At 63.7% G+C, this 11,403-nt stretch carries 10 protein-coding genes; 5 read left to right on the top strand and 5 right to left on the bottom strand.

Going from position 1 to position 11,403, the window contains the following annotated elements:
- Positions 1–170 precede the first annotated feature (170 nt).
- Complete coding sequence (locus tag AAF563_24725; GenBank protein ID MEM7124504.1) at positions 171–1,811, bottom strand: electron transfer flavoprotein-ubiquinone oxidoreductase; 1,641 nt, start codon at positions 1,809–1,811, stop codon at positions 171–173.
- Positions 1,812–2,173: 362 nt separating this feature from the next.
- On the opposite strand from AAF563_24725, the gene AAF563_24720 reads away from it, so the two are divergent.
- The 4 genes from AAF563_24720 to AAF563_24705 all read left to right on the top strand — a co-directional run bounded on the left by AAF563_24720 (position 2,174) and on the right by AAF563_24705 (position 6,885).
- A complete protein-coding gene (locus AAF563_24720; protein ID MEM7124503.1) occupies positions 2,174–2,734 on the top strand; it encodes a uracil-DNA glycosylase in 561 nt (186 codons plus the stop codon).
- Positions 2,735–2,890: 156 nt separating this feature from the next.
- Positions 2,891–4,789 carry a lytic transglycosylase domain-containing protein gene (locus tag AAF563_24715; GenBank protein ID MEM7124502.1) on the top strand — a complete coding sequence of 633 codons (1,899 nt, stop codon included), beginning with the start codon at positions 2,891–2,893 and terminating at the stop codon, positions 4,787–4,789.
- A complete protein-coding gene (gene moaB / locus AAF563_24710; protein ID MEM7124501.1) occupies positions 4,776–5,333 on the top strand; it encodes a molybdenum cofactor biosynthesis protein B in 558 nt (185 codons plus the stop codon). Before AAF563_24715 ends, moaB begins: the two co-directional genes overlap by 14 nt.
- 43 nt (positions 5,334–5,376) lie before the next feature.
- Entirely contained in the window at positions 5,377–6,885 is a 1,509-nt protein-coding gene (locus tag AAF563_24705; protein ID MEM7124500.1) for an AMP-binding protein, read from the top strand.
- Here AAF563_24705 and AAF563_24700 read toward each other — a convergent pair.
- From AAF563_24700 to AAF563_24685, 4 genes are read right to left on the bottom strand one after another with little or no spacing between them, the layout of a single operon-like run.
- Positions 6,878–8,122 carry an MFS transporter gene (locus AAF563_24700; protein ID MEM7124499.1) on the bottom strand — a complete coding sequence of 415 codons (1,245 nt, stop codon included), beginning with the start codon at positions 8,120–8,122 and terminating at the stop codon, positions 6,878–6,880. The two genes, AAF563_24705 and AAF563_24700, sit on opposite strands and share 8 nt — an antisense overlap.
- Entirely contained in the window at positions 8,119–9,567 is a 1,449-nt protein-coding gene (locus tag AAF563_24695; GenBank protein MEM7124498.1) for an amidohydrolase family protein, read from the bottom strand. The genes AAF563_24700 and AAF563_24695 overlap by 4 nt, the downstream gene beginning before the upstream one ends.
- Positions 9,568–9,609: 42 nt before the next feature.
- Positions 9,610–10,215, bottom strand: coding sequence for a TIGR04282 family arsenosugar biosynthesis glycosyltransferase (locus tag AAF563_24690; GenBank protein MEM7124497.1), 606 nt, complete (start codon positions 10,213–10,215; stop codon positions 9,610–9,612).
- The gene (locus AAF563_24685; protein MEM7124496.1) at positions 10,212–10,889 is read right to left on the bottom strand and encodes a TIGR04283 family arsenosugar biosynthesis glycosyltransferase; all 678 of its coding nucleotides are present in this window, start codon (positions 10,887–10,889) and stop codon (positions 10,212–10,214) included. The genes AAF563_24690 and AAF563_24685 overlap by 4 nt, the downstream gene beginning before the upstream one ends.
- 89 nt (positions 10,890–10,978) lie before the next feature.
- Between AAF563_24685 and AAF563_24680 the strand changes: the two genes are divergently transcribed.
- The coding region (locus tag AAF563_24680; GenBank protein ID MEM7124495.1) for a radical SAM protein at positions 10,979–11,403 on the top strand (425 nt) is incomplete at its 3' end.

Genomic DNA, 11,403 nt, shown 5'->3' with positions numbered 1-11,403 from the left:
CGGCCACGCCGACGCCGCCGAGCAAGCGCGAAAAGATCGAAAAACCTAAGTTCACCGGCAGTCTCCAGCCGAAAAAACGGCTGATATGCTAGTGCAGCCAGCCGATCGTTACAAAGCCCCCTTGGTCACATGGCCGTCAGAGCCAGTGACCCCGGTTACATTTGGATCGGTTACATATTGGGATAGTTGGGGCCGCCGCCACCCTCCGGCGTCACCCAGACGATATTTTGCGTCGGGTCCTTGATATCGCAGGTTTTGCAGTGGACGCAGTTCTGCGCGTTGATCTGCAGCTGCGGCTTGCCATCGTCACCGTCGACGATTTCGTAGACGCCGGCGGGGCAATAGCGCTGCTCCGGCGCGTCATAGGTCGCCAGATTGACGGCAATCGGCACCGACGCGTCCTTTAGCGTCAGATGGGCCGGCTGGTCTTCCTCGTGGTTGGTGTTGGAGAGGAAAACCGAGCTGTTGCGATCAAAACTGACCTCGCCGTCCGGTTTCGGATAGTCGATCGGCGAGAAGCCCGCCTTCGGCTTCAAGGCGCTGTGATCGGCGTGCTGGTGGAAGGTCCAGGGCGCCTTGCCGCGGAACAGGTAGGTGTCGATGCCCGAATAGGCCAGGCCACCCCACAGACCGCGGTGAAAGCTCGGCCGGATGTTGCGGACGCGGTAGAGCTCGTCCCATACCCAGGTCTTCTTGAGCCGCTCGGGATAGGATGTCACCTCGCGCCCATTGGCGCCGGCGGCGAGCCATTCGAAGACCGCCTCGGCCGCTGTCATGCCGCTCTTCATGGCGGTATGGCTGCCCTTGATCTTGGGCACGTTGACGAAACCCGCCGAGCAGCCGATCAGCAGGCCGCCGGGAAAGGTCAGCTTGGGGATCGACTGGAAGCCGCCTTCGTTGATCGCGCGCGCACCATAGGCGATGCGTTTACCGCCCTCGAAGGTGGGCCGGATGTCCGGGTGCGTCTTGAAGCGTTGAAACTCCTCGAACGGTGAGAGATAGGGGTTCTCGTAGTCCAGCCCGATGACGAAGCCGACCGACACCAGGTTGCCGTCGAGGTGATAAAGGAACGAGCCGCCATAGGTCCTGCTTTCCATCGGCCAGCCGATGGTATGCGTGATCGAGCCCTTTTTGTGTTTGGCCGGGTCGATCTCCCAAAGCTCCTTGATGCCGATGCCGTAGGTCTGCGGATCGACGCCCTCGCGCAGATTGAACTTCTCCATCAGCCCGCCTGAGAGCGAACCCCGGCAACCCTCGGCAAAGAACGTCTGTTTGGCGTGGAGTTCGATACCCGGCTCGTAATGCGCTTTTTTCTCGCCGTCCTTGCCGATGCCCATATCGCCGGTGGCCACGCCCTTGACGCTGCCGTCCTCGTGATAGAGCACCTCGGCGGCGGCAAAGCCTGGAAAAACCTCGACCCCCAGTCCCTCGGCCTGCTCGGCAAGCCAGCGGCAGACATTGCCCAGGCTGACGATGTAGTTGCCGTGATTGTTCATCTGCGGCGGGGTCGGCATCCGGTGCGATCCCTTTTCGGTCAGAAACAGGAAGCGGTCCTCGGCCGCCGGCGTATCGAGTGGCGCGCCTTTTTCCTGCCAATCAGGGATCAGCTCATTCAGGCTGCGCGGTTCGAAGACCGCGCCCGACAGGATATGGGCGCCGACCTCCGACCCCTTTTCGATCACGCAGACCGATATCTCGTGGTCGTTTTCCGCGGCGAGTTGACGCAGCCTGATCGATGCCGCCAGTCCGGCCGGACCAGCGCCCACGATCACCACGTCGAATTCCATGCTTTCCCGCTCTTGGGCTTCCATCAGACCGCTCCTGCCAATTCCTCAATAAACCGGCCCTTATCTAACCGGCCTCCCCCATCCGCTCCGTCTCATATCCGACGCGGGGTCCCAACTCAATGTTGGGACGTGTTAACGTTTGGCCTATGAGTGCGGACCCGCGATCCATCGCATCGATCCTGAGATGGTATGCCGACCACGGTGTCGACGAGGCCATCGCCGAGACACCGATTGACCGTCTCGACCAAGCGCCCGCGGCACCGGTTGCCGTCCCTGAAACGCCTGCGCCATCCATGGCAAAACGAATCGAGTCGGCACCGCCGCCTCCTCCTCCGGCGTCCCAAGCCGTGGCGAGCGCCAAGGAAGACGCGGAATCTGCTACTACTATGGAGGCACTACATACAGCTATCGAAAGTTTCGATGGCTGCGCCCTCAAGCGGACGGCGACGACCACCTGCGTCTACGACGGCAACACGCAAGCGCGCATTCTTTTGATTGGCGAGGCACCGGGCGCGCAGGAAGATCGGCAGGGCAAACCCTTTGTCGGGCCGGCCGGCCAATTGCTGGACAAGATGCTCGTCGCGATCGATCTGGACCGCTCAAAGGTCCTGATCAGCAACATGCTTTTCTGGCGGCCGCCTGGCAACAGAACGCCTACAGCCGAGGAAATCTCTACCTGTTTGCCGTTCGTCGAACGCATGGTCGAGATCATCAGGCCTGAGATCCTGATCTATGTCGGCGGCAGCGCGGCAAAGGCGATGCTGGGTCGAAGCGAGGGCATCACCCGGCTGAGGGGGCGCTGGTTCACCTACACAGCAAAGGACGGCCGCGAGATCCCGGCGACCGCCGTCTTTCATCCCGCCTTCCTGCTCCGCCAGCCCGGCCGCAAGCGCGAAAGCTGGCGTGACCTGCAGGCGATTCGCCGGCGGCTGGAGTCCTATACTTAATTCCCATAGCGCAAAGGCGCAGCAAACGTAGAGTCCTGCGCCCCGACTTGTTTGCAGCGAGCAGGTCTGTCTATAACGACTGCGCTTGGGGGGACAAACATGAGTCGAGCATCGTGGCCGTCGGCGGTAAGCCGGCATGGCCGACGCAGGATTTGTGTGCTTGCAGCATCACTGCTGTTGGGTGCCGTCGCAACCGTATCGACGGCCTCAGCGGAGCAGTCGCTGCCGCCTATTCCAGAAGAACGACCGGACCGCGGAATTACGTTTGCCGCGAGCTTTCCGGGCGATCCAGCGGACGTGGTCGATGACCGCGCGACGACGCCTCTTGTCGCGGCGCCGGTCCCGGTCACAAAACCGGATCTGCCCTATCTCACCGAGCTATCGGTCCTGAGCCAGCGTGATGCCGGCCTCTATCGGCGCATCTTCCAGTTCCAGCGCGAAGCCGACTGGGAAGCCGCCGACAGGCTGATCGACCAGCTTGACGACCCAATCCTGATCGGCCATGTGCTTGCCGAACGCTACCTGCATCCGACCGGATGGCATTCCAGCTTTGAAGAGCTTTCCGATTGGCTGGAGCGCTATGCCGACCATCCGCAAGCTCAGCGGATCCATCAGCTGGCCCTGGCGCGCCAGCCGGCCGGCACGGACATCCCGGCGGAACCGCGCGACGGCTATCTGGAGAACTTCGATACGGAGACGTCACTGGAGCCGCTTTATGAGCCCGGCGACGACACCGACTGGTCGCACCTGGAATCGTGGGAGCGCCAGCGGCTGCGCGATCTCATCGCGCAAATCCGCGATCGGTTGAGCGACGGCCGGCCCGACTCCGCCCAGACGATCCTTTTCGGTGCCGAGTTCACCGAGCTCGCCGATCCCCTGACCTTCGACCGGGCCCGCGCCAAGATCGCCCACAGCTATTTCCTTGACGGCAACGACGCCAAGGCGTGGGAGCTTGGGCAGGCCAGCCTGGAGCGTTCCGGCGCGGATGCTCCACTAGCCGGCTGGTCGGCTGGCATGGCGGCCTATCGGTCAGGCGAGTTCGACAACGCCCGGCGCGCTTTCGAGATCCTGGCTGCCGGCAATCCGCGCACCAGTAAGCTGGTCGCCTCAGGCGCCTATTGGGCGGCGCGATTGAACCTGATGACCGGCCGTCCCGACAAGGTGCGGCTCTATCTGGAAATCGCCGCCGAGCGACCCAATGACTTCTACGGCATCCTGGCCCGCGCGACGCTGGGCGAGCCGCTTGCCTTTGATCACTCGCTGCCGCACCTCTCCGAGAGTGAGCTTTCGGGCCTGACCGCGATGCCGGAGGTGCAGCGTGCCGTCGCACTGGCCCAAGCCGGCCAGCAGCAGATCGCCGATCTGGAGTTCAAGCAGGTGTCCGCCACGCAGAAGCCCGGACTTGCTGTCGCGCTACTGACCGTCGCCGACAGCCTTAGCCTGCCGGCGACACAGTTCCGGTTCGGTATCGACTTGAAGCGCCATTTTGCGACCCGCTACGAGGCTGCGCTCTATCCAGAGCCGCCCTGGGTGCCGGAGGACGGCTTTGAGGTCGATCCCGCCTTGGTCTTTGCCATCATGCGCCAGGAGTCGCGCTATGAGTCGACCGCCGAGAGCTATGTCGGCGCCCGTGGCCTGATGCAGATCATGCCGACCACGGCCGACTACATTTCGGAGGGTTATGACTTCGCGGGCGCCGATCGGCATCTGCTGGACGATCCCGTCATGTCGGTGACACTGGCGCAGGACTATATCCAGCATCTGATGGACCTGGGCTCGGTCGACGGCAACCTGTTCTATATGCTGGTCGCCTATAACGCCGGCCCGGGCAATCTGGAGCGCTGGCAGGATCGCACTGGACCCGTCGACGATCCGCTGTTGTTCATGGAAACCATCCCCGTACGTGAGACCCGATCGTTCGTCGAGAAGGTCATGGCAAACTACTGGATGTATCGCTTGCGTCTGGGTGGTATGACCCCATCTCTGGCCAAGGTGGCCTCGGGCCACTGGCCCGTTTATGACGATGGGGAGTTGATCCGCGTTGCCGGGTATTGACGACAGCAAGCCTTTCATACCGGTAAACATTGCGGTCCTGACCGTATCCGATACGCGCACAGAGGCCGACGACAAGTCGGGCAATGTGCTGGTCGACCGCATCAAGGCGGCCGGACACAACGTCATAGAGCGCAAGATCGTCACCGACGACGTCGATCAAATCGAAAGCGCGGTCGGCCACTGGATCGCCGATGGCGAGGTCGATGTGGTGGTGGCGACAGGCGGCACAGGGGTCACCGGACGAGACGTGACGCCCGAAGCTTTCGAAGCCCTCTATGAAAAAGCGATTCCCGGGTTCGGCGAGCTGTTCCGCTGGCTCAGCTTCCAGAAGATCGGCACCTCGACCATCCAGTCGCGCGCCACGGCAGGCGTCGCCGGCGGCACCTATCTCTTCGCTCTTCCCGGCTCGCCCGGCGCCTGCAAGGACGCCTGGGACGATATCCTGGTTCATCAGCTGGATTACCGTTTCGGACCCTGCAACTTTGTCGAGCTGATGCCCCGTCTGACGGAGGGCGGACCGGCCAAGGCACGCCAAAAGGGCTGACTTGCCGACCTCGTTGACCAGGGACGAGGCCAACGAAGTTGGCATGAACATCGCGGTCACCGCCCGCGAAACACCCGAGCGGCGCGCCATCGTGAGCCCCAGGGGCACCCTGAGTTTCGACGCGCTGAACAGACGCTCCAACCAGTTCGCGCGTGCCCTGCACAAGCGCGGGCTTCAGGCCGGCGATACCGCCGCGCTCCTGGTCGGCAACCGGCCGGAGTTTGCCGTCGCCATATTCGGCGCCATGCGCTGCGGCGTAACGCTGACGCCGATCAACTGGCATCTGAACGCCGACGAAGCCGGCTACATCCTGGATGATTGTGAGGCCCGTCTCCTGGTCAGCGAACGCACGTTCGCCGATACGGCACGGGCCATCCGCGCCATGGCGCCGCGAATTGAGAGCGGCCTTGCCATCGATGGCGGTATCGAAGGCTTTGACGAATTCGACGAGGCACTGGCCGCCGAAGATGACACAGACATCGACGATCCCGTTGTCGGTGCGCGCATGCTCTACACGTCGGGCACCACGGGGCGGCCCAAGGGGGTCAGAAAAACCGGGCTTAGGCGCGCGCCATTGGCAGTGGTCCTTGCCGAGTCAACCGCGTTTGACCACAACAACGACCTGATGTTGAGCCCCGGCCCGCTCTATCACGCCGCACCCTTGCTGCTGAACCTGCTGTTTCCGCTCAACCAGGGCGCCGGCATCTACATCATGGAGCGGTTCGACGCGGAGGAGGTGTTGCGCGTCATCGAAGGTGAACGCATTACGCACAGCCAGATGGTGCCGATCATGTTCCATCGCATGCTGGCGCTGCCTGACGAAGTCCGCGCGGCCTACGATCTTTCGTCGCTGCGCTGGCTGCTGCACGGCTCCGCGCCCTGCTCGGTCGATCTTAAGAACCGCATGATCGAGTGGCTGGGCCCGATCTTTTACGAATTTTTCGGCGGCACCGAAGGCGCGGTCATCTTTTCGACGCCCGATGACTGGCACGCGCGGCCAGGCACGGTCGGACGTAAGGTGCCCGATACCGATGTCGCGATTCTGGACGACAACGACCAGCCGTTGCAGCCGGGCGAGATCGGACGGGTCTTCACGCTGCTGCCGGCCGACGACCGGTTTGAGTATTTCAAGGCGCCAGAGAAGACGGCAGAGAACAGGGTTGGCGACCACTTCACCATGGGCGACCTGGGTTATCTGGATGAGGACGGCTATCTGTTTCTGACCGGCCGCAACGCCGACACGATCATTTCAGGCGGCGTCAACATCTATCCAGCGGAAGCCGAGGCTGTGTTGCACGATCACCCGGCGGTCGCCGAGGCCGCCTGTATCGGTGTACCCCATGAAGAATGGGGCGAGGAAGTCATGGCCGTCGTGATGCTGCGTCCCGGTCACGTGGCCGATGACAAGCTTCACGCCGCTTTGGTTGCTCATTGCCGCGAGCGTTTAAGCCACTTCAAGTGCCCGCGATCGGTCAGGTTTGTCGATGACCTCCCGCGGTCCGGTCCAGGAAAGGTGCTGCGCCGCGAACTGCGCGAACGGTTTGTCACCTGATCGCTTGCGCCGATGCCAGAGCAGGTCGTGGCCGGCGCGTTATCGTCATCACGCAGACAAGCAGCGCCAGATTAAAGAGGTTGAAGACAAACCCGAGCGCGAAGGCGAGTTGGTAACTGTCTGTCAGATCGAAGATGACGCCGGCCACCTGACCGCCGAGCGCCATGCCCAAGGCGCCGAAGATGAAGATGGTGCCGAAACGCCAGCCAGCCTGGTTGGCCGGGTAGATGTCGCGCAGCGCCACCGCGTACATCGGCACCAACCCACCAAAACCGAGACCGAAAAAGACCGCGCCGGCGTAAATGCCTGAGAGACTGTCGCTCACGACGAAGACGGCGGTGCCGGCGGCCTGGAGGATCGAGCCAAGCAGCATCGATTTGAGCGCGCCGATCTGATCGGTGAGCCACCCCATGCCAATGCGGCCGACGAAACTGGCGATCAGGATGAACGACAGCACTTCGGCGCCCCGCCGAAGCGTGTAGCCGACATCGCTGACATGGGCCGCCATGTGCAGGAGCGGCATTGCCATCGTGACGCAACAGCACAGAATTGCGGCGCAGAGAACGATCTGCGGCAAGTTGTCGCGCAAGGTGATACCGCCATTGCCGCGCAACGCGCCGCTCGTCGCGACCGGTTCGACCGGAGGTTTGCGATTGATCACGAAGACCAGCGGCAGCATCACGAGAAACGCGCCGAAGCCAAAGACCGTGAAGGTCGAGCGCCAGCCGATCTCCGCGTTGCCGAACTCGATCAGCCGTGGCCAGATCGCACCGCCAACGCTCTGGCCCGACGCAACGAGGGCAACCGCCAGGCCACGATTTCGTTTGAACCAGCGCGTCGCGTTGGTCAGCAGGCAGATGAAGAGAACGCCTGTGCCCAGAAAACCGAACATCACGCCGTAGACGACGTAAAGCTGCCAGGCAGTGGTGACGTGGGAGACCGTCAAGGCGGCCGAGGGAATGATCAATGCCGCGACGAGCAAGGGCGGCCCGATGCCCGCGCGGTCCATCCATCGGCCCATGATCACGCCGGCGCTGCCGATGCCCAGCATGAAGAACGCATAGGCCAGCGACGGCACCGAGCGCGGCCAGTCGAACTCAGCCGACATGTCCTTCAGGCTGACTGAAAGGCTCATCATCCCGCCCATGCCGAACGAGACGAGCAACAGCGAGGCGATGGCGATAACCCATGCCTGGCGGCCGTCAAGCTTGGGCTCGCGTTGATGGCCTGCGCTCACATCGGCTCCTGGCTGATCGGATAGACGAGTGGCATCAGGTCGTCGGCCCGGCGTCCGGCCCAATCGCGCTTGGGAATGTCAGCAAGCGCACGCGCCTGCACCTCGGCCAGTTCCTCGCACGCCGCGCGATGATCGATGGTCAGTACCTCGCCGTCGCGGACGACGTGGTGGCCATCGACAAAGACGTCAGAGACCGCGCGGTCGTTGGCGACGAAGATCAGGTTTCTGATCGGCTCGCGCACCGGCATCATCGCCGGGTGCTTGAGGTCGACCAGGACGAGGTCCGCGCGCGCGCCCACGTCGAGCCTGCCGATATCGTCGCGCCGCAACGCCTTCGCGCCACCGATGGTCGCGGCATCAAAGACATCCGACGTGTTGAGGTCGTCGACCGTGCCCGCCACCGCACGCGCGATCGTGCCGGCATGACGCAACTCGTCGAGCATGTTGTGCGGATAGGTATCGGTGCCGATGCCCATGTTCACGCCGGCCTTGAGGTAACCACCCAGCGTATTCAGCGCGATGCCGCGGCGCATGAAGACCGTCGGGCAATGGGCAACGGACACGCCGCGCTCGGCCAGCAGATCGAGATCGCGCCGGCTGGTCCAATGCAGCCAGGGATGATGATCGAGAAAGATAGCGTGCCCAAGGATCGTACGCTCACCCAGGACACCCAGCTTCTCGAGCCAGCCGACCGACGTCAGACCGTGCCGGCGCTGCATCTCGTGGAACTCGACCACGCTTTCGGCGGTGTGCAGCTGGTACGGCAGGTTACGCTCTTCGGCAACGTCGAAGGCGTCGCGCAGCGTTTCCGGCGTGCAGCAATCGGCCTGGCCCGGCGCGACCATGCCGGAAAGGCGGCCCGACGGATGCTGGTTGGCGAGATCGATGGCGCGCATGCCAGCGTCGAACTGACGCCGGCCCTCCTCTTCGTCCCAGTCATAGGTCAAGCTGTGGCCGTCCTTGGTGTGATAGCTGGCATCGAAGAACCACGGGGCCGCCACAACACGCAGGCCGCTCTCGCCCATCAGGTCGAGCCAGCCGTCGAACGGAAAGCCGAAATCGACGATGGTGGTGCAGCCGCTTTTCAACATCTCCGCATAGGCGACACGCATACAGACAGCGGTCTCGTGGGATTCCAGCGGAAACAGCGGCAGGTATTCATAGAGCGAGCTGTGCCAGAAGCCGGGGCTCCTGATCTCGTCGGTCATTCCCTTGCGGACCGGCTCCCATCCCGCATGGGTGTGGATGTTGATCAGGCCGGGCATGACCATCCGGTCGCGGCCGTCGATCTCATCGTCCGCCGGACCGTCGTAACCCGCGCCGATGAAGCTCACCTTACCGTCGGCAAAGGCGATATCCGCATCACGGCGGTAGACGTGCGATCCCGTTGCCTGATCCCAGGCCACCAGCCAGTCGGCATTGCGAATCACCGTCGTTCCCGTCATACCCCCTCCCCTTGGGTTCGGGTTGTTACGTCGTAGGACAGACTAACCATCGATCGACCGGCGGCGCCACCGTGCGAAATCGTCACCGGTATCGATGTCCATCAGTTCCTGTGTATGGGCGATGCGGCAGCCGCGCGGCAGGCTCTTGCGCGTATCAGCGAGCGCGTGGCGCGTCGACCATCTGACGTTCTCGAAGAGCGGCCCCCCACGCCGCTCCGGGCGCAGACCGATCAGGTAGTAACCGCCGTCGGGCGTCGGCCCGAAGACCGCGTCGTTGTCATCGAGAAGGCGGAAGGCCGCGGCGACATGGGCCGGGCGCAGGTCCGGAATGTCGCTGCCGACGATGACGGCCGGTCCCGGTGGCACGTCGCGGAAAGCCGCGGCCATGCGATCCCCCAGATCGCCGTCGACCTGGGCCAATAGCGGCAGGCCGGCCTGCCACGGCTGCCGGCGCCGGGCGGCAGCAGGCGGTGTAACGGCCAACCACGCCGTCCAGCGACTGTCCTGACCCAGGCGCGTCAGCAGCCGGGTGAGTGTGCGACGATAGAAGGCAAGCGCGGCGCCGGGGCCGATATCGGCGGCGAGCCGCGTCTTGACGGTGCCAAAGCGCGGCTGGCGGGCGAACACGACGACGTGGCGTGGAATCATCCGTAAAGCCTGACCAACCAGCGCGGCGGCACGCCGACAAAATAGAGGCATAGGCAGGTGACATTGCGCGCACTGCGCCAGAAATAGCTGCCCCGGTAACGCTCCGCGCTGGTAACCGCAGCCGATGGCAACGTGACAAGGCGAGCGCGACCCAGGCGGCGGACAATATCGACGTCCTCCATCAGCGGCATGGCGCGAAAGCCGCCGATGTCGCTATACAGCGCGCGCGAGATCAAGAGCCCCTGGTCGCCATAGGGCAGGCCCAGGACGCGCGTGCGCCAGGCGACCCGGCGTTCCAATCGGCGGGCGCCATCGACCTGATCATCAAGTGCGAAACGGAAGACCGCCGCCTTGTCCCGATTGGCCGCGTCACCGGCAAAGGCCAGGACATCGCCGGACCAGCCCGCCTGAAGGCGGGTGTCGGCGTGCAGGAAGAGCAGCCATGGCGCTTCGGTCGCTGCCGCGCCGGCTGCCAACTGACCTCCCCGCCCTTTCGATGCGGCGACGACCGTGGCGCCCAGGGTTTCGGCCAGCGCGGGCGTCCCGTCATCGGAACCGCCGTCAACCACCACCATCTCGCGCTCGATGGCGTCGCCTGAGACCAGCGCCGCCAGCGTGGTGGGCAGCGTGGCGGCGGCATTGAGCGTGGGAATGACGACGGAGAGCCGGAGCATGGCGGGATCATAAGGCTTCCGGTCGCCGCGTCATGTTTCCTTGCCGAACCTCACGATGTTCCTATAATGTTCTCATTCGGAGGAACACCATGACGCAGATAAACTATCGCCTGCAGCGCAAGGGGCGGGGAACGGTAACCAACGCCACAGGGCGCTTCGAAAAACACGCCTATGAGGCGTTCGACGACGGCTGGGGCAGCCTGGACGAGGACCTGCCGCCGCTGAAGACCGAGATATCCATCGACACGACCAAGACGATCATCGCGCGCAATCAGTCGCCCGACATCCCGTTCGACCGCTCGATCAATCCCTATCGCGGCTGCGAGCACGGTTGCGTCTATTGTTTTGCCCGGCCGACCCATGCCTTTCTGGGCTTGTCGCCGGGCCAGGACTTCGAATCGAAGCTGCTGGTCAAGCCGGATGCCGCCCGGCTGCTGCGGAGCGAACTGGCCCGGCCCGGGTACCGGCCCCGGGTCATCGCTATGGGCACCAACACCGATCCCTATCAGCCGAT

Source organism: Pseudomonadota bacterium (assembly GCA_039028155.1).
GTDB lineage: Bacteria > Pseudomonadota > Alphaproteobacteria > SP197 > SP197 > JANQGO01.
This window is presented reverse-complemented; position numbering and strand designations above follow the sequence as displayed.